At 55.8% G+C, this 26,258-nt stretch carries 25 protein-coding genes; 16 read left to right on the top strand and 9 right to left on the bottom strand.

The window, feature by feature from the left end; translation table 11 throughout:
* Positions 1–96: 96 nt before the first annotated feature.
* The 9 genes from ACMGG3_RS07135 to dsbG all read left to right on the top strand — a co-directional run bounded on the left by ACMGG3_RS07135 (position 97) and on the right by dsbG (position 7,012).
* A complete protein-coding gene (locus ACMGG3_RS07135; protein WP_127341443.1) occupies positions 97–870 on the top strand; it encodes a hypothetical protein in 774 nt (257 codons plus the stop codon).
* Between the two features lie 69 nt (positions 871–939).
* Positions 940–1,575 (top strand): phage baseplate assembly protein V, encoded by a 636-nt coding sequence (locus ACMGG3_RS07130; RefSeq protein WP_014170115.1) that lies wholly within the window; start codon positions 940–942, stop codon positions 1,573–1,575.
* Positions 1,572–1,910 carry a GPW/Gp25 family protein gene (locus tag ACMGG3_RS07125; protein ID WP_014170114.1) on the top strand — a complete coding sequence of 113 codons (339 nt, stop codon included), beginning with the start codon at positions 1,572–1,574 and terminating at the stop codon, positions 1,908–1,910. Before ACMGG3_RS07130 ends, ACMGG3_RS07125 begins: the two co-directional genes overlap by 4 nt.
* A 159-nt stretch (positions 1,911–2,069) precedes the next feature.
* Complete coding sequence (locus tag ACMGG3_RS07120) at positions 2,070–2,489, top strand: hypothetical protein (protein ID WP_414149738.1); 420 nt, start codon at positions 2,070–2,072, stop codon at positions 2,487–2,489.
* 5 nt (positions 2,490–2,494) lie between these two features.
* Positions 2,495–3,052 carry an RNA polymerase sigma factor gene (locus ACMGG3_RS07115; protein ID WP_185791269.1) on the top strand — a complete coding sequence of 186 codons (558 nt, stop codon included), beginning with the start codon at positions 2,495–2,497 and terminating at the stop codon, positions 3,050–3,052.
* 87 nt (positions 3,053–3,139) lie between these two features.
* Positions 3,140–3,511: a hypothetical protein gene (locus tag ACMGG3_RS07110; protein ID WP_014170111.1), complete on the top strand. Its 372-nt coding sequence runs from the start codon at positions 3,140–3,142 to the stop codon at positions 3,509–3,511.
* A gap of 47 nt (positions 3,512–3,558) precedes the next feature.
* A complete protein-coding gene (locus tag ACMGG3_RS07105; protein WP_414149737.1) occupies positions 3,559–5,592 on the top strand; it encodes a protein-disulfide reductase DsbD family protein in 2,034 nt (677 codons plus the stop codon).
* Positions 5,593–5,599: 7 nt separating this feature from the next.
* Positions 5,600–6,211 carry a DsbA family protein gene (locus ACMGG3_RS07100; RefSeq protein WP_020884110.1) on the top strand — a complete coding sequence of 204 codons (612 nt, stop codon included), beginning with the start codon at positions 5,600–5,602 and terminating at the stop codon, positions 6,209–6,211.
* 42 nt (positions 6,212–6,253) lie between these two features.
* Positions 6,254–7,012, top strand: a complete 759-nt coding sequence (gene dsbG / locus ACMGG3_RS07095) for a thiol:disulfide interchange protein DsbG (protein WP_050736814.1) — start codon at positions 6,254–6,256, stop codon at positions 7,010–7,012.
* Between the two features lie 48 nt (positions 7,013–7,060).
* On the opposite strand, the gene ACMGG3_RS07090 is transcribed toward dsbG, so the two are convergent.
* From ACMGG3_RS07090 to ACMGG3_RS07080, 3 genes are all read right to left on the bottom strand, one after another.
* The gene (locus ACMGG3_RS07090; RefSeq protein WP_185791195.1) at positions 7,061–8,353 is read right to left on the bottom strand and encodes a glycoside hydrolase family 10 protein; all 1,293 of its coding nucleotides are present in this window, start codon (positions 8,351–8,353) and stop codon (positions 7,061–7,063) included.
* A gap of 7 nt (positions 8,354–8,360) precedes the next feature.
* The gene (locus ACMGG3_RS07085) at positions 8,361–8,648 is read right to left on the bottom strand and encodes a VF530 family protein (RefSeq protein ID WP_279256937.1); all 288 of its coding nucleotides are present in this window, start codon (positions 8,646–8,648) and stop codon (positions 8,361–8,363) included.
* A gap of 153 nt (positions 8,649–8,801) precedes the next feature.
* The gene (locus tag ACMGG3_RS07080; protein WP_040017527.1) at positions 8,802–10,292 is read right to left on the bottom strand and encodes a UbiD family decarboxylase; all 1,491 of its coding nucleotides are present in this window, start codon (positions 10,290–10,292) and stop codon (positions 8,802–8,804) included.
* A 115-nt stretch (positions 10,293–10,407) separates the two neighbouring features.
* Here ACMGG3_RS07080 and ACMGG3_RS07075 point away from each other — a divergent pair, with 115 nt between their 5' ends.
* Positions 10,408–11,292, top strand: a complete 885-nt coding sequence (locus tag ACMGG3_RS07075) for a LysR substrate-binding domain-containing protein (protein ID WP_059306093.1) — start codon at positions 10,408–10,410, stop codon at positions 11,290–11,292.
* On the opposite strand, the gene ACMGG3_RS07070 is transcribed toward ACMGG3_RS07075, so the two are convergent.
* The 4 genes from ACMGG3_RS07070 to ACMGG3_RS07055 all read right to left on the bottom strand — a co-directional run bounded on the left by ACMGG3_RS07070 (position 11,283) and on the right by ACMGG3_RS07055 (position 14,786).
* On the bottom strand, positions 11,283–12,194 hold the full coding sequence (locus tag ACMGG3_RS07070; protein WP_414149736.1) for a LysR family transcriptional regulator: 912 nt from the start codon (positions 12,192–12,194) through the stop codon (positions 11,283–11,285). The two genes, ACMGG3_RS07075 and ACMGG3_RS07070, sit on opposite strands and share 10 nt — an antisense overlap.
* 13 nt (positions 12,195–12,207) lie before the next feature.
* Positions 12,208–13,194 carry an MBL fold metallo-hydrolase gene (locus ACMGG3_RS07065; RefSeq protein WP_414149735.1) on the bottom strand — a complete coding sequence of 329 codons (987 nt, stop codon included), beginning with the start codon at positions 13,192–13,194 and terminating at the stop codon, positions 12,208–12,210.
* A gap of 142 nt (positions 13,195–13,336) precedes the next feature.
* The gene (locus ACMGG3_RS07060; RefSeq protein WP_410396118.1) at positions 13,337–14,080 is read right to left on the bottom strand and encodes a 5'-nucleotidase, lipoprotein e(P4) family; all 744 of its coding nucleotides are present in this window, start codon (positions 14,078–14,080) and stop codon (positions 13,337–13,339) included.
* Positions 14,081–14,258: 178 nt separating this feature from the next.
* The gene (locus ACMGG3_RS07055) at positions 14,259–14,786 is read right to left on the bottom strand and encodes a GNAT family N-acetyltransferase (RefSeq protein ID WP_020884118.1); all 528 of its coding nucleotides are present in this window, start codon (positions 14,784–14,786) and stop codon (positions 14,259–14,261) included.
* Between the two features lie 132 nt (positions 14,787–14,918).
* On the opposite strand from ACMGG3_RS07055, the gene treZ reads away from it, so the two are divergent.
* From treZ to glgX, 3 genes are read left to right on the top strand one after another with little or no spacing between them, the layout of a single operon-like run.
* Positions 14,919–16,706, top strand: coding sequence for a malto-oligosyltrehalose trehalohydrolase (gene treZ, locus ACMGG3_RS07050; protein WP_020884119.1), 1,788 nt, complete (start codon positions 14,919–14,921; stop codon positions 16,704–16,706).
* The gene (gene treY / locus ACMGG3_RS07045) at positions 16,703–19,171 is read left to right on the top strand and encodes a malto-oligosyltrehalose synthase (protein WP_414149734.1); all 2,469 of its coding nucleotides are present in this window, start codon (positions 16,703–16,705) and stop codon (positions 19,169–19,171) included. The genes treZ and treY overlap by 4 nt, the downstream gene beginning before the upstream one ends.
* 16 nt (positions 19,172–19,187) lie before the next feature.
* Positions 19,188–21,263 carry a glycogen debranching protein GlgX gene (glgX, locus tag ACMGG3_RS07040; protein ID WP_049022553.1) on the top strand — a complete coding sequence of 692 codons (2,076 nt, stop codon included), beginning with the start codon at positions 19,188–19,190 and terminating at the stop codon, positions 21,261–21,263.
* Here the strand turns inward: glgX and ACMGG3_RS07035 are convergent, their stop codons facing one another.
* The gene (locus ACMGG3_RS07035) at positions 21,264–21,812 is read right to left on the bottom strand and encodes a winged helix DNA-binding protein (protein ID WP_014170092.1); all 549 of its coding nucleotides are present in this window, start codon (positions 21,810–21,812) and stop codon (positions 21,264–21,266) included.
* A 244-nt stretch (positions 21,813–22,056) separates the two neighbouring features.
* Here ACMGG3_RS07035 and ACMGG3_RS07030 point away from each other — a divergent pair, with 244 nt between their 5' ends.
* From ACMGG3_RS07030 to ACMGG3_RS07020, 3 genes are read left to right on the top strand one after another with little or no spacing between them, the layout of a single operon-like run.
* Positions 22,057–22,779: a DUF969 domain-containing protein gene (locus tag ACMGG3_RS07030; RefSeq protein ID WP_138614005.1), complete on the top strand. Its 723-nt coding sequence runs from the start codon at positions 22,057–22,059 to the stop codon at positions 22,777–22,779.
* Positions 22,776–23,762, top strand: a complete 987-nt coding sequence (locus ACMGG3_RS07025) for a DUF979 domain-containing protein (protein WP_014170090.1) — start codon at positions 22,776–22,778, stop codon at positions 23,760–23,762. Before ACMGG3_RS07030 ends, ACMGG3_RS07025 begins: the two co-directional genes overlap by 4 nt.
* A gap of 26 nt (positions 23,763–23,788) precedes the next feature.
* Positions 23,789–24,784: a DUF2891 domain-containing protein gene (locus ACMGG3_RS07020; RefSeq protein WP_414149733.1), complete on the top strand. Its 996-nt coding sequence runs from the start codon at positions 23,789–23,791 to the stop codon at positions 24,782–24,784.
* Between the two features lie 35 nt (positions 24,785–24,819).
* On the opposite strand, the gene ACMGG3_RS07015 is transcribed toward ACMGG3_RS07020, so the two are convergent.
* The gene (locus ACMGG3_RS07015) at positions 24,820–26,229 is read right to left on the bottom strand and encodes an MFS transporter (RefSeq protein WP_414149732.1); all 1,410 of its coding nucleotides are present in this window, start codon (positions 26,227–26,229) and stop codon (positions 24,820–24,822) included.
* Positions 26,230–26,258 lie beyond the last annotated feature (29 nt).

The following is a 26,258-nucleotide window of genomic DNA, read 5'->3' as shown; positions in this document are numbered from 1 at the left end:
ACACTGCGTTATAATGTTCATTCTTCCTCTTTCGGCATAATTGTGATTAATTATTTGATGTAGGAAATGATATTAATACGAATGAGGAAGTATTCCATGTTTGAAAGTATGTTCAGTATTGAATCTCTGCTGGCTATTTCAGTAGGTGCTCTGTTTAGCTTTAGGGTTAGTAAAGTTATTAGCGTTAGTCTTAAAAGTAATATAAGAAATCAAAGCCCGGAAATCCACGGGAGCAATAATGTTGTGATATACAATCAGGCTATCAATGATGTCGGAAAGGAAATGGCATTCTCCGTCAAGCTCTGCGCCGTAGTGATGATGGTTGTTTTTCATATGTTTCCTGGCTTTTTCATTAATTTGCTCAGGTCACTTTCATTTTTTTTGGCTGTGTTCAGTATTATTGGAGTAGCAAACACCATCAGACTGAATGGCATCAGCAGGGGATGGGATATTTTATATCCTCTTGCCTCCGCTCTGATGGGCGTCCTTTTCTATTGCTCTGCGAAGATTATGCTTCAATATCTTTCGCTCTATCCGCAATTATCACAACTTTTTGATTATCTGTCCGGCCAGCGCTTGATGGGGATTCTCGATACCCCGCGCGATTTCAACTTTTTCCTGCTTATTCTGGTGTCAAGCATGGCCTGTCCCGCATTGATCGTGCTGGGGTTCTATCTATCTTTTGCATATACAAAGGTAAGGGATGGGAATAATGCTTTCCGGTACAGCACAATGATTCTGGCGGCGGGATACATGCTTTATATTCTTCTGTCAGGCAGTCTCTTTTCTCCTGACCAGAGCCACGACGATTACTTCTGGCAGGTTTTGACCTATCCCTTCAACACCCTTTTCTTGCTTTTCTCTTTCTAAATCGTTGGGCGGTCCGTAACACATACGGCTTAAATTGCCGCTGGCCTTGCCCGGCGGCATCCTTTCCCCATGAATAGTCTCAATTCTTTGCAGAAAATCGCACGCGTGATCCGCAACCTTATCGGCATCGTGACCAACGTCGACCATGACGAGGGGTTGTGTCGTGTCCAGACCAGCGGCATCGAAACCACCTGGATTAACAGGCTCACCTGTCGCGCCGGTCGCTCTCGCGTGTGGTGGGCTCCCTCGGTTGGTGAACAGGTGTTATTGCTGGCCATCGGCGGCGAGCTCGATACCGCCTTTGTGCTGCCGGGCATTTTCTCTGACGACAATCCCTCGCCCTCAACCTCACCCGATGCGTTACATGTGTCATTTCCTGACGGGGCGGACATCGACTACGATCCCGAAAGCGGCGCACTCATCGTGTCAGGCATCAAAACCGCTGACGTCACCGCGTCGGATTCCATTACGGCCACCGTACCGGTGGTGCTGGTGAAAGCCTCGACCCTTATCACACTCGATACTCCCGAGGTGGTATGCACCAACAAACTGACGACCGGCACGCTCGAAGTGAAGCAAGGCGGGAAGATGACCGGGAACATCGAGCACGCCGGCGGGACACTTATATCAAACGGCGTACAGGTGGATAACCACGCACAAGGCAGCGTACAACGCGGCGGAAGCTGGACGAAGGGGACACAATGACGGTGCGTTATCTCGGAATGAACAGCCAGACCGGCCTCAGTATCTCTGAGATTAAGCATATCAGGCAAAGCGTGCGCGACATTCTGGTCACACCGATTGGCTCGCGCGTCGTGCGCCGTGAATACGGCTCGCTTCTGTCGGCGCTGATTGACCAGCCGCCGACACCGGCGTTGCGCCTGCAGATTATGGCCGCGTGTTATTCCGCGAGCGACTTAACCAGTTTAGGTGGCATGCTAAACCCGCTATTATCCTCACACATCTTCCTTACGTTGCTGTCAATCATCTTGGCCGTTATCGCTACCGCATTAGTTAAACGAATGTTTCGTACGAGGTGATATGTCGGGAGGCGACGCATAGCGCCCACCCGTCGCGAGCGATATGCGTTAAAATCCGTAAGCACAAAAAATTTTATATTCTCCCCAGCAATATTTCCCCGCTTCATCCGTCTACCTCATCACAAGCCATAATCAATCACTGTAAATGAGGTAAACACCATGAGAGATTTCGATATGCACGGAAGAGGGCACGGACGCGGGTTTGGCCGCCACCGTATGGGTAAAGGGCTGGTGATAGGCGCGGTAATTGTCCTTGTACTGGGACTGGTGGTCATGACCCTGTGGAATGCCTTACTCCCGGCCATTCTTGGCGTGAAAGCCATCGGTTTCTGGCAGGCGCTGGGGATTCTGGTATTAAGCCGGATCCTGTTCGGCGGGCTGGGCTTCCGCCCGGGGATGTTCGGCGCTCACCGTCGTATGCACGAACGCTGGATGAATATGACCCCCGAACAGCGTGAGGCGTTTATTCTGCAGCGTCGCGAAGGCTTTGGTCGCCATGGTCGCGGGCATTGCGGCTGGCACGGTCATCGCGAAGATAAACGCGACGACAGCGCGCCGAAAACGCCGGAAGCAGAGTGAGCGAGATGAAAACCGGGCTGGCGGGAGAGTCATTGCTGATGTCGGCGCTTAATGCCTGCCGCGCCCGGCTGAAAGCCTTTATCCGCGGACGAACGTCCGTGCGCGATGATGCCGACGATATTTTGCAGGAAGTCACCTATCAGCTGATGAAAGTGGAGCAGCCGGTCGAAAACGTCGCCGCCTGGCTGTTTCGCGCGGCGCGTAATGAGATGACCGACCGGGCACGAAAAAAACGTGAGGTCTCTCTTTCAGGATATTTTACCGGGGATGATGAGGACTTCCCTGAAGATGAACTGGCGGAAACCCTGTTCGGTGTCCCGCATACGCCGGAGGAGGAGTACCTCAAAACGCTGCTGTGGGAAGAACTGGGTCAGGCGCTGTCTGACCTTTCGCCGCCTCAGCGCGAGGTTTTTGAAAAAACGGAGCTCCAGGGCTACAGCATTAAAATGCTGGCAGAGGAAACCGGGGCCAGCGAGCAGGCGCTGTTATCGCGTAAGCACAAGGCGGTGCTTTTCCTGCGCACGCGACTGCGGGACGTCTATGATGCGCTGACCGGTGACTAACGCCGACAGACAAAACCTTACATTGTCAGGACTTGTAGATTCATCACTATCGTTTATGATCGGGGCGTCTGGTAAATTTGGAACGTTATGCGCAACCGTCAGCTTCTGGGAAAATGGCTTTTGATAATCACGTGTCTGGCGATGGCTATTTGCCTGGTGCAGCGTGCGGTTTATCTCAACCATTTTTTGCAGGGACTGGATCCGCAAACGACCCTGATTGCTGATGCCCCGGTTCAAACCAGCGACGCTGAGCCGTCCGGGCCATCGCCGTGTCAGTTAGGCGCACACTCGCTGCTTTGTGCTCAGCCTCTGTTCTTTGATGGTGCGCTACCGGCGATTATCATCTTCTTCGCGCTACTTCAGTTGTTTACGCAAGGGCGGGCATGCGTTCCGAGAGAACAGCCCGTTCAGGCACCGCCTCCCCGAATACACCTCAAAAACTGCGTTTTCCGTGAATGAAAATCATCGTCACCACACGATAATTTTCACTATTCACGGAGTAAAACATGTTTAACCTCTTCAGGGGATTCGTCTTCCTGTGGCTGTCCTGCATCGGCATTGTCCATGCGGCGGATACAGGCTGGCTGGTTTCCCCGCAAAACGATCATGCCCGGATCCGCGTTCAGGCGGAAAGGGAGCAAAACCGCATCCTCGCGCTGCTCACCGTTGAGCTGCAGCCCGGCTGGAAAACCTACTGGCGTTCACCCGGCGAGGGCGGCGTAGCCCCGAAAATCACCTGGCCTGCTGGCGTAACGGATGACTGGCACTGGCCGGTGCCTTCGCGCTTTGATATCTCCGGGATGACCACCCAGGGCTATCACGATAAGGTCATCATCCCCATCACCCTCGACGGTGCGGCGGGGGATGCGCTCGACGGGACGCTTACCCTTTCCACGTGCAGCAATGTCTGTCTGCTGACGGACTATAAGCTGCACCTTGATTTTAACCAGCCGGTGGATGAGGGGTTCAGCCACGCGTTTGAACGCGCGATGCAGGCCATTCCCGCGACATCTGGCGTGTCCGCAGACCTGTCAGCCTGGTTATCAGACGACAAGCTGATCATTACGGGAACCACACAAGGGCAATGGGACAAGCCAGGGATCTATTTTGACCCGCTGGAAGGCGACATTCTTCCCGGAGAACCGACCCTCAAAGCCGACGGCAATCAGCTTCGGGTAACGGTGCCCGTGACCGATGAGTGGGGAGATAAACCCACTTCGCTGCAGGGAAAAGCGCTGTCGTTTGTGCTCACCAATGGCGATAAAGCGCAGCAAACCGTGATGAGCGTCGGGGCAACGCCCGCGGAACCGTCAGCGGCGGGCGTGTCTGAGGGAACCGGCAAAATGGTGCTCTTTGCGCTACTGGGCGGCTTGATCCTGAACCTGATGCCTTGCGTGCTGCCGGTGATGGGCATGAAGCTCAACAGCGTGCTCCATGCGGGCTCAGACAGACGGATGATCAGGCTCCGCTTTCTGGCAACCAGTGCCGGGATCCTGGTCTCCTTTATGCTGCTGGCCGCAATGGTCACCGCGCTTAAGCTGACCGGTGCCTCGCTGGGCTGGGGTATTCAGTTCCAGAATCCGTGGTTTATTGGCCTGATGGTCGCGGTGACCTTCCTCTTCGCACTCAATCTGTTCGGGGCGTTTGAGATGCTGCTGCCTTCTGCCGCCGCAGGACGGCTGGCAACGGCAGGGGGAACGGGGCTTGCCGGCAGTTTCTGCGAAGGGATGTTTGCCACGCTGCTGGCCACACCATGTTCTGCGCCGTTCCTCGGCACGGCGGTGGCCTTTGCCCTTGGCGCACCGCTGCATTCCCTGTGGCTTATCTTCCTGATGCTCGGCGTGGGGATGAGTTTGCCGTGGTTGTTCGTTGCGCTGCTTCCAAAAACCGCCATGCTGCTGCCAAAACCCGGTCGCTGGATGAACGGCCTGAAAATTATTCTCGGCCTGATGATGCTGGCTTCCAGCCTGTGGCTGGTGACGTTGCTTAACCCGCATCTGGGTGAGGCGGTGAGCCAGAGCGTGATGTTAGTGCTTATCGTCGTCGCTATCGCACTGCTTGCGATGACCGGGCAGAAAACCTCGCCGCTGTTCTGGTGCGTGGTGATCGCGCTGTCAGCCTTTGGCGGGTACCAGCTGCGCGGGTTGCTTACCTCACCGCCTGTAACAAACACCGCAAGCGTCGCTCAGGCAATCCCGTGGCAACCGCTAAGTGAAGACGCTATTCAGGGTGCCCTTGCGCAGGGCAAACGGGTCTTCGTGGATATCTCCGCGGACTGGTGTGTTACCTGCAAGGTAAACGAGCATCGGGTGTTGAACCAGCCTGACGTTATTGCCGCGCTTAGCCAGCCGGACGTGGTGGCGCTGCGTGGCGACTGGAGTAAGCCGTCAGCGTTTATCGCCGAATTCCTTGAAAAGCGAAACCGTTACGCCATCCCGTTTAATGAGGTGTACGGCCCGGGCTTCCCTGAGGGGGAGATGCTTTCGCCGCTGCTGGATAAAGACACGCTTATTGCCACCCTGAACAACGCTAAAGGTTAAATGTATTATGAAAAGAATCCTTATTACGCTTCTGCTACTGTTGACCTCAGCGCAGGTGATGGCGGCGCAGACCATGACGCCGGAACAGGAGCAACGTGCACAGAAGATGGTTTATGACTTTCTGTTTAACGACCCGGACTCGCCGCGCATTGGCGCTAAGGATCCGAAGCTCACCCTGGTGGTCTTTACGGATTACAACTGCCCGTACTGCAAGAAATTCGATCCTTACCTGGAAAAGATCGTCGAAAAACACCCGGATGTGGCGGTGGTATTTAAGTTCTTGCCTTTCCGGTCGGAAAGTTCACTGACCTCAGCACGCGATGCCTTAACCGTCTGGCGCGCGCATCCTGAGCAATTTATGAAATTTAACCATACCCTGATGGCCAAAAAGGGATATCACGATGACGCCAGCATTCAGGAGGCGCAAAAACGGGCCGGGGTGAACGTCACAACGCCTGATGATGAGAGCCTGGTGACGATCAAACGCAGCCTGATCATCGCCGAAAAGATGGGTATCCAGGGAACACCGGCCACGCTGATTGGCGAAGGGTTACTCCCGGGCTGGGTTCCTTTTGAACAGTTCGATGAAATGGTCAGTGACGCACTGAAAAATCGTTAACGTGAAGGGGGCGGTTCGCCCCCAATGATCCCGGAGCGGAAAATGAAAAAATTACTGTTACTGTCGGTGCTGGCAACGTCAGGGCTGGCGCAGGCCGCTGAAGCGATACCGGATGTGGTGAAGCTCTTCAGCGAGCAGCAGAATATCAAAATCATTAAGAAAATTGATGCGCCAGGGGGCGCGCCGGCCTGGCTGGGGCAGTATCAGGATATGGGCGTTACGCTGTTTTTAACCCCTGACGGCAAGCACGTAATTTCTGGCTATCTGTACGATGAAAAAGGAAAAAACCTGAGCGAAGGCTATTTCCAGAAAGAGATCTACGCCCCGATGGGACGCGAAATGTGGAAGCAACTGAACGCGGCGCATCCCCTGAAAGAGGGGGCGGATAACGCTCCGCGCAAAGTCTTCGTCTTCGCCGATCCGTTCTGCCCGTACTGCAAGCAATTCTGGTCCGAGGCGCAGCCGTGGGTGAAGGCGGGCAAGGTGCAGCTTAATACGCTGCTGGTGGCGTTTCTCAACCCCAACAGTGGGCGTAATGCCTCCGCTATCCTGAATGCGAAAGATCCCGTTTCGGCCTGGCGTGATTACGAGCTTTCTGGCGGGAAAAAATTGCCAAAACCGCAGGGCACTGCATCCCGTGAAACCGTCAACATACTGCAAAAACACCAGACGTTAATGGACAACCTGGGCGCGAACGCTACGCCCGCCATTTATTATCTGAATGCCGATAATGAGCTTCAGCAGGTGGTCGGCATGCCGGATGAGAAACAGCTTGAGGCGATGTTTGGGCCGAAGCCGTAGTAAAAAAAAACAGGCAGAAACAGGGTGTTTCTGCCTGATGTTGACCGGTCAGCTACCCCAGCGTCCGCGCAGGTAGCTGACGGCTTCCTGCGTCTGCGGCTGATTAAGATAATCTTCGCGGAACAGGATCGTGCCATTCACGTTGGGCAGTGAATCGTTGAGATCGAGCTGTTTTTTCAGCTCCGGCACGCCGCCCTGAACCGTCCAGTCCGGCTCATTTTTCGACGGTTCACCTACCTTGTAGAACGCAATGCCGATATACAGGCGGGTATGCGTCGGTTTCACCACCTCTGCCCACCATTTCGTCAGCACGTCATAGCGCGCCGCATCCCGGGAGAAAGGCCAGTAAATTTGTGGCGCGATATAGTCCAGCAGACCCTGCTGCACCCACTGACGCGTGTCGGCGTAGGATTCATCATAGGCTGCGGCACCGCGCGTGTCTGAACCGGCCGGGTCGAATGAGCGGTTACGCCATACGCCAGCCGGGCTGACACCAAACTCCACGCCAGGTTTAGTCTGCTTAATGGCCCGGGAGACCTGCACAATCAGCTGCTGTGTATTGTGGCGGCGCCAGTCTGCTTTAGAGGCAAATCCCTGACCGTATTGTCTGAAAGTCTGCGCGTCATTGAGCGCGGATCCCGGTGATTCGGTATAGAAATAGTCGTCAAACTGCACGCCATCAATGGGATAGTGCGCAACCACTTCGGTGACCACCTGCGTTATCCAGTCACGCACTTGCGGAATGCCGGGGTCGAGCACAAAACGATCGCCGGCAATGCGGATCCATTCCGGGTGCTGGACATAAACGCTGGAAGGGTGCAATGACGACGTGCGGTTCAGCGCGGCAATGGTCGACGGTTTGGTATTGGTTGAAACGCGGTAAGGGTTGAACCAGGCATGGACTTTCATGCCGCGCTTGTGCGCTTCATCGAGCATAAACTGCAGCGGATCGTAGCCCGGGTACTCGCCGATATTGCCGGTGAGCATATCTGACCACGGCAGAATTTTAGACGACCAGAGCGCCGTGCTGTCCGGTTTGACCTGGAAAAACACGGTATTGATACCGAGGTGCTTAAGCTTGTCGAGCTTGTTCGTCAGGGCCTGTTTTTGCATCACGATGCGGTCTTGCGCATCGCGGCCATTCACTGAGGCCACCGGGGGCCAGTCCAGGCGTGAGACGGTTGCCAGCCAGATCCCACGCATCGGCTCGTTAGCCTGCTGGGTCGGTTTGCTCGCGGTCGGGAGAGGCGTTACCAGTGATTTTGGTGGTTTTGAGGAGCAACTAACAAGTAAAAGTGCGCAGGCAGTCAGCGCACCAATCCGTTTTACATGTCGCGTCATTTGCGTTTTAGCTCTTGGTTATCCGACTGTTAGCCCAGGGGTTAAAGGCGGGTTCGTCCGGTTCTGCGATCCCCGCATCATTCAGGGAATCAAGATACAGGGCTTCAACTTCTGCGCGAGCCCAGGGTGTGCGGCGCAGAAATTTCAGGCTCGATTTAACGCTTGGGTCTTTTCTGAAACAGTTAATTTTGATTCGATCGCCCAACTCACTCCAGCCATATCGTGCAACCAGGGCATTGACCTGCATCTCCAGCGTTACGCCATGTAAAGGGTCTTTAGAAAGGTGTGCAGTCATAAGCGTCCGGATGTCTCAGTTCTTGTGGGGTTGGGGTTAACGACGAAAGGGTACAAGAAAGCAGGGGAAGCGGCAATTTCCCTTTTTGCCTGCGATGAAAAACAGAAGAGCGTATGACCCGAAAGCCATACGCTCTTCTGTATCGCGGAAGTGCTAGTCGTGTTTTGCGTCAAACAAATCTGGTGCCCACGGACGTGGGTCAACCTCCATAAACGGCGCGCGTTCGAAGCGGTCCTTCAGCGCCCACGGTACCGTACAGTCGAAGATGGTCTTACAGGAAATGCCGTTTCCGCGAATCGACGTGCTGTAATCCGGCGATTGCGACGGATCCAGCTGGTGGCCGCGGATCCCTGGAATAGTGGTGATGCTGACATCTCCCTGCATGCGGGTGGTCATCGCCCACAGGATGTCGTCACTGTCGAAAATATCCACGTCTTCGTCGACAAGAATGATGTTTTTCAGCTCGGAATAGGTCGCGAGTGCGATAAGCGCCGCCTGTCCCTGACGTCCTTCATCGGATGGCTGGCGTTTTTTCACCTGCAGAATGCCGAGGAACTTACCGCCGCCCGCGGTATGCGCATAGACATTTTGCAGGAAGCCAGGAATGGCCTCTTCAACGGCATTGCGGATGCTGGCCTCCGTTGGCAGGCCAGCGAGCGTGGTGTGCTCTTCACCTGGCCCCACCAGCGTTTGCAGGATTGCCTGGTGACGCAGGGTGACGGCTTTCACTTTGATGACAGGCAAAGAAGGGTTTGCCTCGCCGCAGTAGCCCGGAAATTCCGGCATCGCATGGCCACTGTTGGTGTGCTGGTCTTCTCTAACGCGCACCCCTGGCAGCAGTTCGCCTTCGATAATGATTTCAGCCCGCGCGATCGCTTTCTCTTTTACCGCCACGCCCTGTACCAGTTCGACCGGTTTCTGACGCAGCGCCCCGGCAACGCCCAGTTCGTTATAACCAAACGGCGTCGTGGGCGCTTCAAAGCACGCGCCGATATAGATCGCCGGGTCGAGCCCCATGTTGATCGTCACCGGCAGCGGTTTTCCGGCTGCTTCAGCTTTTTTACGAAAGACCTCAATATGGCGTCCCGCGGCCAGGAACATGGAAAGCTCATCGCGCTCCTGAACGCAGAGACGGTGAATCGTGACGTCAGTCAGCGAACTGTCTTCCGGATCGCTTGCCAGTACCAGCCCCAGACAGAAGAACGGGCCAGCATCAATCGGTGTGTTGGTCGGGGCCGGAAGCAGTTTACGCAGATCAAAATCAGGATCGTCAGCGTAGAAAACCTGTTCCTGGCAAGGGGCCTGCGATGCCGGGACAACAACCGGCGCGATCGGGTTTTTCACGGCCTGACCGACGTGCTGCGCGAGCGTCGAGGGTTCACATCCCAGAAGGAGTGCCGCTCTTTCCCGGCTGGCGTGCATGCCCACCAGGATACGCGAATCCGGATAGCCTTTAACGTTATTGAACATCATGGCCGGGCCCGTTCGGGTAGGGCGTTTCACCGTGCCGCCCGCACCAATGTGTCGATAAACACCCGCCAGCTCCGCGTTGGGATCCACCGGATGATCCGTTTCAATATACTGTCCTTCGTGGCGTTGCAGTAACGCGATGGCACTTCTGAGATCGTTGACTGGACTTTCCATTTTTTCCTCCCGTGTTTGCATGCCACCATTTTTATGGCAATAGCCCATAGCATCAATTGCATCATTACTGCTATTTTGATAATAAATTTATTATCAAAAAATCCAGGGAAGCGTTATGCAATTTCGTCAGATGCGTAATTTCATTGTCGTTGCGGAAGAACTTCACATGCACCGGGCTGCGGAGCGCCTGAACATGGCACAACCCGCGCTGAGTCAGCAGATTAAAACGTTAGAGGAACGGTTAGGCGTTACGCTCTTTAGCCGGGCGAACCGCCGTTTAACCCTGACGCCGGCCGGTGAAGCTTTCCTGGAGAAAGCCAGGCTGGCGATCGCCCTGACGGAACAGGCGGTACTGGACGCCAGACAAACGGCGAGGGGGGAGCAAGGGGTGTTGAATCTCGGGTGCGTATCGAGCGCCATGTTTGACACCAGGCTGCCTGCCGCGCTGCGCCAGATGCACAGTCGGTGGCCTGCCATAACCATGTCGCTAATGACGGGGAATGTGCAGACGCTCTATACCGCCGTGCAAAGCAACCAGCTGGATGTGGCCATCATCCGGGCACCGCTGCCGTCTCTGCCTGACGACCTGCAAAGCCGCCCGTTTACATCCGAGAAAACGGTGCTGGCGCTCTCTTCACAGCATCCTCTGGCAAAATCGTCCGCGCTTACGCTCGCCTCGGTGAAAGACGAAAAATGGATCTCCCTGCGCGACCCGGAGGGAATGGGCCTCGAACAGTACTTCTATGACGTTTGTTACGGCGCAGGTTTCCAGCCTGAGGTGGTACAAAACGCCACCGACGTACCTACCGTCATCAGCCTGGTCTCTGCGGGGTTTGGCATGGCGCTACTGCCAGCCTCCGCCAGGGCAGTCAGCGTGGAGAATGTCGTGTACGTCGACATCATTGACAGGCTCAGGGAAAGCGAGCTGAAGCTGGTGTGCCACCGGATCATTCGCTCAGAGGTGTTAAAGAAATTTCTGCACACCCTCGATCACATCTGACGTCCCGCGGCCAGCAGCAGTTGCTCGCGCAGCCAGAGGCTTGCCGGATCCTGACTGTTTTTCGGGTGCCAGTACATGCTGATGGTAATCGGCTGCAGCGGCAGCGGCGGGGGAAAGATATCCAGCGTCGAGGCAAAGCGTTGCAGCATACGTTCCGGTAAGGTGCAGAGCAGGTCCGTGCTGGCGACAAGCGGAGGTGCCATGGCGTAGCTCTGCGTGGACATCACCACGTTGCGCTGATACCCCAGTCCGCCCAGGGTTTGATCCACAAAGCCGGTAAACGGGTCACCCTCTGAAGAGACCACCAGATGAGAGAGCGCGCAATAGTGCTCCAGATCCAGTGGCCCGACACCGCGGGGGTGGCCTTTTCGCTGGGCTGTTGCAAACTGGTCATCGAAAAGTTTGCGTCTGACCCAGCCGTCGTGCGCGCCGGCGCTCACACCGATATAGGCATCCACATCACCCTTTTCCAGCTGCTGTGGCAGGGTTGCCATTTCTGGCAGCGCGAATCGCAAGCGGATCCCCGGGGCATGGGCCCGGAACTGATTAAGCAGTTCGGCACCCAGCATCAGGGCCGGATTTTCATGCAGGGCAATCACAAATGTCCGCTGGCTGGTTTGCGCATCAAAGGTGGTGGGAGCAAACATCGCGTTAATGCCCCGCAATACGGTCATGACCTGCGGTCGCAGCGCTTCCGCTCTGGGCGTGGGCAACACCCCACGTCCATGTGGGGAAGGGATAAACAACGGTTCGCCAAAGAGCGAACGCAGGCGCGCCAGACGGGCGGACATCGCGGGCTGGCTGATGCCGAGCCGCGCGGCCGCATGGGTGATGTTCTGGTCCTGGAGTAATGCATCAAGCGTCAGGATCAGGTCGATATCTATCTCAGCAACGGGCGCCATCGTGTTATCCGTTTTACTTTGCGCTGTGGCTGTCACGATTGGTGTAGGTGACGGGCACCCAGGCGTAACCGCCGTGCTCGCCTTTCGTGACGTAACCGATACCCGGGAACGGCAGGTGGGGGGCTGCGACAAGGTCTCTGTTTTTCACAAAATCAGCAAAAGCATCCTGGCGGACACGTGCCGCACCGTCCTGATCCTGGTCGTAGGCGATGGTCACGGCGGGCTGCGGGAACTGTACCGCCGCGACGTGGATAATATCGCCAACAAAGGTGATTTTCTCGCCTTTACTTTCCAGCGTATAGAAGGCCGATCCAGGCGTATGGCCCGGGTGAACCGTGCCGGTTATCCCGGGCAGAAGCTGCGAGGTTCCGGAAAAAGGAACCACCTTGCCGGCATCACGATACGGTTTTAAGGTTTTCTGCGCGACATCGAAGTAGTTCTGGTCGTAGCCGGTTTTTTTCTGATTATCGTTGTTAAAGAAAAAGTCGATGTCAGGTTTGCCGACAAAAACGCGCGCATTGGTAAACACCGCCTTGCCATCTTTGACCAGGCCTCCGGCATGGTCGGAGTGTGCATGGGTCAGTAAAATCTCGGTGATGTCCTGCGGCGCGATCCCCTGCGTTGCCAGACTCTCAATCAGTCGCCCGCCGTTACCGGGGCCAAAAAGCTGGCCTGAGCCGGTATCCACCAGAATCTTGTGGCCGGGTAGCGCAATCAGAAAAGCGTTAATGGACGCCTCTACCGGGTTGGTCTGGAAATTGTGTGCGAGCAACGCATCGGTCTTCTGCGGGGTCGTCCGACGAAGTAATTTGTGCAGGTCTTGCGCCACGGTACCGTCGGTAAACGAGGTCACCATAATATCGCCAACCTGCACACTGTAGCCCCCCGCAGGCTGTTTAACCACGTGCTGGGGCGTTTCTGCCGAAGCCTGAAGCGCAGGGTAGAACAATAACGAACTGGAAATCAGCGTTGTCAGGGCAAGTTTTTTTACGGTCAGCATAAGGGTCTCCTTCAGAAAGAGCTCATCTTACTTCTCCGTAAAATTATATGAACCCGCCTGATAATGATAGGACCTATAAACGGGATGGATAGGTCGGGTCAAATGTCGGGTGGCAGCAATGTGCCACCCGGCAAGCCAGACGTTATTGCTTCAGCGGGGCTTTCCAGCCTTCAAGCGTGGCTTTTGACCACGAGCCATACGCGGCATTGGGCAACACAATCCAGTCACTGCCAAAGCGATCGGCGCTGGCCTCAACGAGTTCACGCTGCGCTTCGCTCGGCTTTTTGTTTTTAAATTGCGCGGCGAAATCAGGCAGGCTGTCACCGAAGAGCATGATTATCTGCTGTTTCTTCAGGATGCTCTGGCGGCGGGCTTCTTTACTGACCGTATCGAGCAGAACGCTATCCTCTGAAACCTGCGGTAAGCCAAGGGATTTTAACGTATTGAGCGTATCTGCTTTGTTTTCCTGCATGCGGTCAGATACATAATAAATACGGACCTTACTTTGATTCACGCGATCAAGAAACGCCTTCGCGCCAGGAATTAATTCCGGTTTTCCCTGTTTTTCCCAGTCACTCCAGGTGTCCCATTTCGTGTAGTCGTGGCACTGTTCGGCATCACGCGCCAGTAACGGAGTGTTATCCAGCACCGTTTCATCAAGATCCATCACAACGGCATAGTTCTCAGGTGCAGTCAGCCCTTTTATTTTTTCGTTAAAACGCTCGGTGGCGAAACGATAGGTCTGCAGCTGAAGTGCCATGATTTCTGCCGATTTCTGTTGATAGCGCAGCGCCATCTCATACGCTTTCGGCTCACAGATATCGTGGTCGGCTGCCGTGGCGGTCGCGCTCAAAACAGGTAATGCCAGCAGTAATGCCTTAGCCATTGAATTCACTCTTCTTTCCTTAACGTCATTGTCAAAATCATGTAAGCGTATTGAAATTAAGTGACAGAAAAATGAAGGGAGGCAGGTGAGTCATATTCTGACGCACATTCCCTTGCGCGCCGGGTGGATAATTTTCAGACTAATCGCTTTCGTCCGCCAATATCCGTTAGAGCCAGGGTCAGATCAGCATGTAATACCAGAACAGGGCGATTTCGTCTTTTTCCGGTAATGCGTTGTAGAGGAAACGATCGTATCCGCCTAACGTAAAGCCATAATGACGGTAGAACAGGCAGGCAGAAACATTCACATTCTGGGTTTCGAGCCTTAATCCAGCCGCGTTGACGCTGCGCGCCCACACGTGTGCGGCCGCCATCAATTTTTGCGCCGCGCCAGCTCTGCGTTTCGTGCGCTCAACGGCAATATAGTCAACGGCGATAAATTTATTCCAGCTCATTGACGCGGTGATAAAACCGGCAATTTCTCCCTCATCTGTTTCGGCCACAAGAAATATGGCATCCGGATTAACGCAATGATTTTCAAGGGTCTGCATATCGAGCTCATACGTTTTACGATAAGGCACGGCGACAGCGTCGATATGCAAATCACAATGTATAAAAGGCTCCCGCGCAACGTGACTGACGGTGAATGAAAAGTCACAGCATTCAAGACGTGCGAGGTCGGTATTTAATCCTTTTCGAATCTGCATGGTATTCCTTGTGGCGAATATTTTTATAAATAATAGATGAAGCCATTAAAACCGCTGGCGTAACACTCTTTTGATCCTGAACTAAGCTTGTACTTCATTCCGCGTAAAATGTGGGTCATTCGAGGACAATGAATGGAATTCAGGACATTTCAAAAACACTGGGGTGCTGAGTTTATTTCCAATGACGTTGTACGTTTTCGCGTCTGGGCAGAAGGACAGAAAGAACTTACGCTACGTCTGGCAGAAAACGACTTGCCAATGACGGCGGTCGGCAGCGGCTGGTTCCAGATTGACGTCCCCGGCGTCACGCACGGCACAGAATATCAGTATGTTTTGCAGAACGGCATGGCCGTACCCGATCCGGCGTCGCGCGCCCAGGCTGGGGATGTTAACGGTCCCTCGGTTGTTATCGATGCCAGACGGTATCCGCCCGGCAACCGGGAGTGGGCAGGGCGTCCGTGGGAAGACACGGTGATTTACGAGCTGCACATCGGCACCTTTACCCCGGAGGGCACCTTCCGGGCCGCCATTGAAAAACTGCCTTACCTGGCTGAACTTGGCATTACCCAGATTGAAGTCATGCCCGTCTCACAGTTTGGCGGATCGCGCGGCTGGGGATATGACGGGGTATTGCTGTATGCACCGCACTCTGCCTATGGCACGCCAGAAGACTTCCACGCCTTTATCGATGCTGCGCATGGGCTTGGGCTTTCTGTCGTGCTGGATATTGTGCTTAACCACTTCGGCCCGGAAGGCAATTATCTGCCTGTGCTGTCACCCGCGTTTTTCGACGCGGAACGGATGACGCCCTGGGGCAACGGGATTGCTTACGAGGCTGAGCCAGTCAGGCAATACATTACCGAAGCCCCGCTGTTCTGGCTGACGGAATACCATCTTGATGGATTACGGTTTGATGCCATCGACCAGATTAAAGACGCATCGGATAAACATATCCTGCAGGAGATTGCCGAACGCATTCGCGAGGCTATCCCCGGGCGGCAGATCCATCTCACCACCGAAGACAGCCGTAACGTTATCTTCCTGCATCCGCGTGACGCACACGGTGCGACACCGCTTTTTACCGCGGAGTGGAACGATGACTTTCACAATGCCGCGCATGTCTTTGCCACCGGCGAAACGCATGCGTACTACCAGGATTTTGCCTTTGAACCGGAGAAAAAACTCGCCCGTGCGCTGACGGAAGGTTTTGTCTATCAGGGCGAGGTTTCTCTCCAGACCGGCAAATCGCGCGGCGTGGAATGTCACACGCAGCCGCCACAGTTTTTTGTCGATTTTATTCAAAACCACGATCAAACCGGCAACCGCGCTCAGGGAGAGAGACTGATCGCCCTCGCGGGGGCCGATAAAACACGGGTGTTGCTTGCTGCACTGTTGCTTTCGCCCCATATTCCGCTGCTGTTTATGGGGGAAGAGTTTGGTGAAACCAATCCGTTTTTGTTCTTTACCGATTTTCACGGTGAGCTTGCCAAAGCAGTGCGGGAAGGGCGCGCAAAAGAGTTTACCGGCCATGCCGGGCACGATGCGTCCGTCCCCGATCCGAATGACGTGAAGACCTTTATTCGCTCCAAAATTGACTGGAATAAGGTCGCCACCGATGACGGTAAAACGTGGCTTCGCTTCACGCGAACGCTGCTGACGTTGCGCCATCGTCATATCGTTCCGTTACTGCGAAAGGGCGTCACGGTGGAGGGCAAGGTCATCAGGACGGCACCCGGCATGATTGCAGTGAGCTGGCGATTCCCGACCGGAACGTTGTCTCTGGCGTTCAATACCGGCAATAAGGCTGTTGATGTGCCTGCACTGGCAGGAGAAACGCTCTTTAGCTGGCCGGAGGTGAACGAGGTGTTACCGCCGAACAGTATTGTTGTTCGCTTTGCTGATGGAGAAGCATCGTTATGATCCCTTCCGCGACCTACCGTATTCAGTTCCGTAACGGCATGACGTTTGACCGTGTCGTGGAACTGGTGCCGTATATGAAAGATCTCGGCATCAGCCATCTTTACGCCTCACCTGTGTTCACCGCCACGACCGGCTCTACGCACGGCTATGACGTGACCGACCCGAATGAAATTGACCCCGCCATTGGCGGACGAGAAGGATTCGACCGTATGGTGGCCGCGCTCAGGCAGGCGGGAATGGGCTTGATACTGGATATTGTGCCTAACCACATGTCGACCTCGCTGGAGAATCACTGGTGGCGAGACGTGATTGAGCATGGCAAACAGAGCCGCTACGCACGCTATTTCGATATTGACTGGTCACGGCCGCTTACGCTGCCGTTTCTGGGCGACACCTTTGAGGCGGAGCTTGAAAAGGGTGCGATTGCTTTAAAACGTGACCCTGTCACGGACAAAGCCGCGCTGGTCTACTACGATACCGCCTATCCTCTTAACCCCGGGACCTTTGTGGAGGGTAAAAGCATTGCGGCGCTGCACGAGGCCCAGAGCTGGAGGCTAATGTCCTGGCGTGAAGCCCCGAAACAGCTCTCGTGGCGGCGTTTCTTTGAAATCACCGGCCTGGTGGGCGTGCGGGTTGAAGACGCGTCGGTATTTAGTGATACACACCGACTGATCCTTGAACTGGTTCATTCTGGCGTCGTTGACGGTCTGCGAATTGACCATATCGACGGTCTGGCCGATCCGCTGGGCTATCTGCAGCGTCTGCGACAGGCAACCGGACCGGCGTGTTACATCACGGTTGAAAAAATTCTCGCCAAGGGGGAACAGCTGCCCGTCGAATGGCCAGTCTCCGGCACCACGGGGTACGAGTTTATTGCCTCGCTGGCGGAAGTTCTGGTGGACGACAGCCGCCTTGACCGCCTGGAGAAAATCCATGACGACACGCTCGGGGAAACCGTTGATCGGTTTGCAGCGTTACGGGATGCCAAAGGGCTGATGACCGATCGCAATTTCGAGGGCGAATTCACTACCCTGTTAACTATCGCCACCGATCTTGCCCGACGCAATGCGGTTGAACTGCAACCCGACGAAATCCACCATGCGTTGCGCGAGCTGCTGATCGCGTTTCCGGTGTATCGGACCTACGGCACCCGTGAAGGTTTAACCGCCTCTGACGTGGCGCTGCTCAATCGCGTTGTCGCAAGCGTTAACACCTCTGAAGCGGCCCTGAGCCTGATCGTGTGCATTCTCACCGGCGATCTTCCTGAAAATTGCCACGACGACGCGGCACGTTTCAGAACCCGCTTCCAGCAACTCACCGGGCCACTGATGGCGAAATCCGTGGAAGATACGCTGTTCTTTCGCCATAACCTTGAGCTGGCGCTTAACGAAGTGGGGGCAGACCCGACGCCGCGTGCCTTTTCGCTATCGCGTTTTCATCAGGAAATGCGCATCCGTCTTGCCCGCCAGCCTGACGCCTTACTCGGGACATCCACCCATGACACGAAGCGCGGTGAAGATGCCCGGGCACGCCTCTATACGCTGACGGAAGCGCCGGAACAGTGGGGCGAAAATCTGGCCCGCTGGCGGCAGATGAATCAAACCCACGTGCGTTTTCTGAGCGACGGTACCGCGCCGAACGCTGCCGATACCTGGATGATTTATCAGGCTCTGGCCGGCGTCTGGCCCGCCACGCTGTCACCTGACGATGTCGACGGGCTGAAATCACTCGAAGAGCGCTTCCTCGGCTTCCTGGAGAAAGCGCTGCGCGAAGCCAAACAACGCACAGACTGGATAGACAGCAACGAAAGCTATGAGAGCGTGGTGTTGAGCTATGCCCGGCATCTGCTTTCACCGGACAACACGCTGTTCCTGAAGGATTTCAGTGAGGCGATGCAGCCCTTTATCCGTGCCGGGCTGATGAACAGCCTCAGCCAGACGGTGATCAAACTCACCGCACCCGGGGTACCGGACATCTATCAGGGCTGCGAAGCGCTTAACTTTAGCCTTGTCGACCCGGATAACCGACGGGAACCGGATTTCCCCGCGCTGGTGCACCATCTCAGCACGGCGGATGCCGGGGTGTTTGCCCGCCCGGAATGCTGGCGAGACGGAAGCGTTAAGCAATATGTCACCGCCACGCTGTTACGGCTTCGTCCGCATTATGCCGCGCTATTCCATTACGGTGACTGGCTGCCGTTGAAGGTGAGCGGCGAGCGGGCAGAGAACCTGATTGTTTATGCACGCGTGAAAGACGAGGAGGCGCTGATTGTTGCCGTGCCGCGGCTGGTCTTCGACGTGACAACCCATGAAGCACTGTGGGCCAATACCACTATTGCTATACCCGATGCGCTGGCAGGAAAACGCTACCGGGATCTGTTCACCGGTGAAAGCCGGGTTCTGCAAGAGACGCTGGATGTAACGTCTGAAACGGGATGCTTAATGGTTCTGCTTACCTGCGAATGATCGTGGAGAACAAAAAATGCCAAAGGATAATACGTTTGAAATTCGGGCCGGTCATGGCCAGCAGCAAGGCGCAAATTATGACGGGAAGGGGGTCAACTTTGCGCTGTTTTCAGCACATGCGGAGCGGGTTGAGCTCTGTCTGTTTGACCCTTCAGGAAAAACCGAAATCGCCCGGCTGGAGCTGCCGGAATATACCCATGAAGTGTGGCACGGCTATGTGCCGGATCTGAAGCCTGGCGCGCTGTACGGCTATCGTGTTTACGGCCCCTATGACCCGGAAAACGGGCATCGCTTCAACCCCAATAAACTGCTTATCGATCCGTATGCCCGTGAACTGGTGGGCGATATCGACTGGAACGACGCCCATTTCGGCTATGAGCTGGGTCATGACGATCTCGACCTCAGTTTTGATACCCGCGACAGCGCGCCGTTCACGCCAAAATGCAAGGTCATCGACCCCAATGCTTTTGACTGGCAGGATGATAACCGGCCAACCATTCCGTGGCCGAATACCGTTGTGTATGAGAGCCACGTGAAGGGCTTTACCCAGCTTAACCCGGCGATTCCGCCTGAACTGCGCGGTACGTTTGAAGGGATGGGACACAAAGCCTCGGTCGATTACATCAAAAGCCTTGGCATCACCTCGGTTGAACTGCTTCCGGTTCACTGGTTCCCGGACGATCAACACCTGCTCGACAGGGGGCTGAAAAACTTCTGGGGCTACAACACGCTCGGCTTCTTTGCACCGGCGTCACGCTATTACGGTCCGGCGGGGATCCAGGGTTTTCGCGATATGGTGCGCGCCTATCATGACGCAGGCATCGAGGTGATCCTCGATGTTGTCTATAACCACACGGCAGAAGGCAATGAGCTCGGCCCAACGCTGTCGTTTAAGGGCATCGATAACTTCAGCTATTACCGCACCTTACCCGATCAACACCGGTATTACATTAACGACACCGGCACGGGGAATACGGTGAATACCTCCCACCCGAGAGTGCTGCAGATGGTGATGGATTCACTGCGCTACTGGGCCGAATCGATGCATATTGACGGTTTCCGTTTCGACCTCGGGACAATTCTGGGCCGTGAGCCCGAAGGCTTTGATCCGCGCGGTGGCTTTTTCGATGCCGTCACGCAGGATCCGGTGTTATCCCGTCTGAAGCTGATTGGTGAGCCCTGGGATATCGGCCCCGGTGGTTATCAGGTCGGCGGCTTCCCGCCAGGCTGGGGGGAGTGGAACGACAAATACCGCGATACCGTACGTGAGTACTGGAAGGGCGATAACGTGTCTAACGACTTCGCCGCGCGCCTGCTCGGTTCCGGTGACTTGTACGACCTGCGCGGACGCCGTCCGTGGGCCAGCATCAACTTTATCACCGCCCACGACGGCTTTACGTTGAATGACCTGGTGTCTTACAACGAAAAGCATAATGCCGACAATGGTGAAGACAATAACGACGGGCATAACGATAACCGGTCGTATAACTACGGAGAGGAAGGGCCGACAGAGAATCCGGATATTATCGCTACCCGGGAGCGGCAGAAGCGTAATTTCCTCACCACGCTGTTGTTCTCTCACGGCACGCCAATGCTGCTGGCCGGGGACGAGTTTGGCCGTACGCAAAAGGGGAACAATAACGGGTATTGCCAGGACAGCGAGATCTCCTGGATCGACTGGAAGGGGTTATCGGAAAACGACACCGCCTTGCGCGACTTTACCCGCCATCTGATTGCCCTTCGCGCGAAACAGCCGTTGCTGCGGCGTGAAAGCTGGCGCGACGGGCTTGAGATCCGCTGGTTTAACGCCGGCGGCGGCCCGCAGCAGGATGAGCAGTGGGATGAAGGTTCCACCCTCGGCGTATCCATCAGCAGACCGGACCTCAGACAGGAGCCGGGCCTCTGGCACGATGTGCTGATGCTGTTTAACCCGTTTGAAGGCACCGTGCCGTTCCAGATCCCCCAGTTTGGCGAAGGAGGCTGGGTACTGGAACTCTCCACGGCGGATGACGTTGTCCCCGGGACGGTCATCACCAAAGCCGTGGAATATAATCTGGCCGGACGAAGTATTTCGCTTTTCAGACGCCCTTAACTACAGTGATGCCGCCGCCCGCGCGGCGGTGTCATACAGGGAAGATATGGTCCGGAGCAGCTGGGCGGTGTCACCAATAGACGCTCCGGAAATCCCGCTCTCCGCATGGATATTGATCAGGCACGCTTCCCGCACGTCTCGGTATTTCATGCATAGCGCTTTCCCTTCCTCCGTCGTTGAGAAATAGAGCTCTTTTCCGGCTTTTTCACTCGTCACGTAGCCCGCCTTGACCAGCTTCTTCAGTGCATACGTCACCACATGGGTATCTTCCACGTTCAGGACAAAACAGATGTCGGCCAGCTTTTTCTTGCGATCGCGGTGGTTCACGTGATGCAGAAGCGAGACATCAAAAGCGCCCATATCTGGCTCACCGGCGGCGGTCATGCAGCGCACCATCCATTTGTTAAACGCGTTGCTGGTCATGATCAACGCGTACTCCAGCTCTGATAATTCCGCGCAACGTTCCGATACCAGATGGCGAGAGGACACGATACGGCCATCGGTTATATCGTCGTGATTTGATGATCCAGCACTCTTCTTTGCAGTCATAACGTTCCTTACGGGGGGTGACGTTGGCCCGGAAATGTAAACTCATCGATAAAATAAGAACATTTTATTGATAAATTGTTTACATGTTTTTGTGGTTCAGATATAGCTTTTTAGTGCAGGTTCTGCGGAGCCTGACGCAAAACACAACATCGCGCGCCGCACTGCATCCCGCTTCGCCATGATGCGAAGTATTAAAAAAATAGCCGCCGGCGCGCAACGCTCACTTTGGATAGGGTAAACGTTTATGGACGGTTCGACACTGTTGCCGCTCATCGGTATACCGGTGGTGGTTATTGGTTTTGCTCTGCGTTTCAACCCGCTACTGGTGGTTGTGGTAGCGGGGCTGGCTACCGGACTGCTGGTTGGCATGGATTTTGGGATGTTGCTGGAGACCTTTGGCGAGAAGTTCGTCAACAGTCGTTCCCTGGCGACCTTTATTCTGATCCTGCCGGTTATTGGCCTGCTGGAATATTACGGGTTGAAAGAGCGGGCGCAGGCGTGGGTGGCAAAGATTGCCAGCGCCACCTCGGCACGTATTCTGATGCTCTATTTTGTGGCGCGTGAAGGGACGGCCGCGCTGGGATTGATGTCGCTGGGTGGGCATGCTCAGACCGTTCGTCCGCTGCTGGCACCGATGGCCGAAGGCGCAGCGCTCAATGAGTATGGTGAACTGCCGCAACATATCCGGGACAAGATCAAAGCGCATGCCGCGGCGTGCGACAACATTGCGGTTTTCTTTGGCGAAGATATTTTTATCGCGTTTGGCGCGGTGCTGCTGATAGACGCTTTCCTGAAAGAGAATGGGATACAGGGCATTGAACCGTTGCATATCGGCCTGTGGGCCATTCCGACCGCCATCGCGGCATTGATTATTCATATGACGCGCCTGTTGCGTCTGGATGCCAGCATCCGTCGTGACGTTATGTCCTGGCGCGCTGAGCAGGGTACACAGGAGGTCGTGCCATGATGACCCTGATCACCATTAACCGCGTGTATTACCTGATCGGCTTTGTCGTGATGCTGCTGGTCGTGATGACCCTGCGCGATCGCGCGAATCCTAAACGTTTTACCACCGCGCTGTTCTGGTTCCTGTTCGGCGGGATCTTCCTGTTTGGCGACCTGATGGTGCAGGAGCTGGGCAAATCCCTTGCTTATCGAATTATCGGCGGCTGCGTCATTGTGATTGCTCTGCTGGCGGGCTTTGGTCTGGTCGGGAAGGGGCATTATAAAATGGCTACCGATGCCGAGCGCGAAGCCTCGTCAACGCGGCTGAAAAACTGGCTGTTCCTGCCTGCGCTGATGATTCCGGTGGTTACGGTGATCGGGACATTATTCCTGAAAGGGGTGTCGATAGGGGGCGTATTCCTTCTTGACCAGAAACAGCTCACGCTGGCGGCACTGTGCGTCGCCTGTGTGGCGGCGATCCTGACCGGCTGGTGGCTGACAAAAGGCACGCCATTGCAGGCTATTCGCCAGTCCCGACGCCTGGTCGACACCATTGGCTGGGCGGTGATTTTGCCACAGATGCTGGCCATGCTGGGCGGGGTATTTGTGGTGGCGAACACCGGCGAGTCAGTCCAGAAGGTCGTAAGCCTGTTTGTGAACCCCGACAGCCGGTTCATGCTGGTGGTGATTTACTGCGTGGGCATGGCGCTTTTCACCATGATCATGGGCAACGCCTTCGCGGCATTCCCGGTGCTCAGCGCCGGTATCGCCTTGCCGTTCCTGATTAACGTTCATCATGGTAACCCGGCACCGCTGCTGGCGATTGGCATGTACGCGGGCTATTGCGGCACGCTGATGACGCCGATGGCGGCCAACTTTAATATCGTTCCGGCCGCGCTGCTGGAGCTTAAAGATAAGTACCAGGTGATCAAGATCCAGATCCCAACGGCGTTAACCCTGCTGGTGGTCAACGTGTTCTTAATGTATTTCCTCGTTTTTCGCTAAGCGCGGCAACGATCTAAGGAGCTGATATGGAATTAACGCAACACCAGGCCGACGCGTTTGCCCGCATGCCTTTGACCTATTTACGCCAGGAATATCCGAACCACATTATGCACCTGCTTAATGATGATGGTGATGTCCTGCCACCCCGCGAACTGCACCCCATTTTTTATGGCTGCTTCGACTGGCACTCGGCGGTGCACGGCTACTGGCTGCTGCTGCGCTGCGTGCGGCTTTACCCTGAACTGTCGTGCCGGGATGAAATTGTCGCCCTGTTTGATGAACACATCACGCAGGAGAAGGTGGCGAAAGAGCTGGCCTATTTCAATGCACCGTTTCGCGCCTCGTTCGAGCGCCCTTATGGCTACGGCTGGCTTCTGGCGCTGGCACAGGAGCTGAAGCAATCCGCGTTACCTCAGGCCGCCAGCTGGTATCAGACACTGCAGCCGTTAACGCAGGACATTCGCGACAGGCTGGTGGATTACCTCAGCAAACTCACCTATCCGATCCGTGTCGGCACGCATTACAACACCGCTTTTGCCCTGGCGCTGGGGATTGATTACGCCCGTGAAGTGCAGGATAACGCCCTTGAACAGGCTATTCTGACGGCGGCGACGCGCTTTTATCTGGCTGACACGCATTACCCGGCTCACTATGAACCGGGTGGTGATGAGTACATTTCCGGCGCGCTGACGGAAGCGCTGTTGATGAGTAAGGTGGCGGAGCATTTCCCGACGTGGTTTGACGCCTTTCTTCCTGATGTGGGGTCTGTTTCGGCCCTGATGCACCCGGCAGAAGTGAGCGATCGTACCGACCCGAAAATTGCCCATCTGGATGGGTTAAACCTCAGCCGCGCCTGGTGCATGAAGCATATTGCCCGCGCGCTGCCGGATAACCATCCGGGACAACAGGCGTTGCGCGAGGCAGTCAACCGACATCTGACGGCAAGCGTCGAGCATGTGGTGGGCAGCCACTACAGCGGTGGACACTGGCTGGCGAGTTTTGCGCTGCTGGCGCTGGAGTAAATCACAGGTGCAGCGCGTAGTGCGCTGCACCGTGTTTATGCCGTAGCCTGACGCGTGGCGCGCAGCCGGCTCACGCTAAACATGACAGAAACCGCCGAAGCAATGACCGCAATCCACAGTGAATAATGAACGGCCCGATCGTCAAAGGCCGGCTGATTCTGCGTTGTGGCCAGCAGAACGCCGACCACGGCAGCCCCCAGGCATTGTCCAAACGTCCGCACGATAGCCAGTACGCCGGATGCGTAGCTGGCATACTCCCGCACCACGTTAGAGAGCATTTCCCGGTTATTGGGACTCTGGAAACAGCCAAAACCAATCCCGCACACCAGGCTTCGCAGGCAGATATTCCATGCGGAAGGGCTGGCGGGCAGTGTCGCGAGCAGGATCAACCCCACCACAAACACGAATAGCCCGAGGGTAGATATCAGCGGGGCTGAAATTGTGTCTGCCCAGCGGCCCGCATGCGGCGCAATCAGTACGATACCTATCGGCCAGGGCGTGAACAGCAGCGCGGAGACTACCGGACTGTAGCCATATACGCTCTGAAACAGGAACGGCAGGGCGATAAAGGTGATGCCCTGGCTCACAAACGAGGCCAGCGACGTGAGCGCGGCGAGCGTAAAGCGTCCGTTGTGGAAAATAACGGGAGGCAGTATGGGGCTTCGGGCGCGGCGAATATGCCAGACAAAGGTGATGGCGCTAATCGTGTCGAGCAGCGCCCAACTGATGGCCTCGTGGCTGATGTGGTGCGAAGCATGCTGGAAACTGTTGGCCGTCATGATCATCGCCCCCAACAGGACCGCGGAGAGCAGTGCCCCCGGGGCATCGAACGGAGAGTGATCTGAAGCCGGTTGTCGTGGTAATGCCTTCCAGGCCAACAGCAGGGCAATCGTTCCGGGAACAAGGTTAATGGCGAATAACCACTGCCAGCGCAGTACGTCCAGGATCGTCCCGCCCAGTACGGGTGCAATGGCCGTGCTGGAGGCGATAAGCAGGGCGTGCAGTCCCAGAATGCGGCCAAGCAGTCGACCGGGGAAGACGGCGCGCAGTATCGCTGGGGCAATACTCAGTGTGGCCGCCCCGCCAATCCCCTGCAAAATCCGCATCCCGATCAGCATGTCCGGGGTGCGGGCCAGCGCGCAGCCGAGCGAGGTGAGTGTAAAGACGGCAAGTCCGGTCAGAAACACCGGGCGGTAGCCAACGCGGGCCGCCAGGGCAGCGAAGATGGCCAGAGTCATGGCCGCGGACAACAGATACCCATTGGCGAACCAGACGGCCACATTCGCGGGCACCTGCATCGCGCTGGCCATCGAAGGCAAGGCGATGTTGATCATGGTGCCATCAAAAACGCCCATCAGCGTGGTGGTCATTACCGCGGCCATCACCCGGGCGCGTTCATGGCCGGGCAATCCTTCGTCGCCGGGCTGGTTTGAAAATAGCGTCATCGTCGTAACTCCGGAAAGAATGTTGATGA

This window comes from Enterobacter sp. BNK-18 (assembly GCF_047456135.1).
Classification (GTDB): Bacteria; Pseudomonadota; Gammaproteobacteria; order Enterobacterales; family Enterobacteriaceae; genus Enterobacter; species Enterobacter ludwigii.
This window is presented reverse-complemented; position numbering and strand designations above follow the sequence as displayed.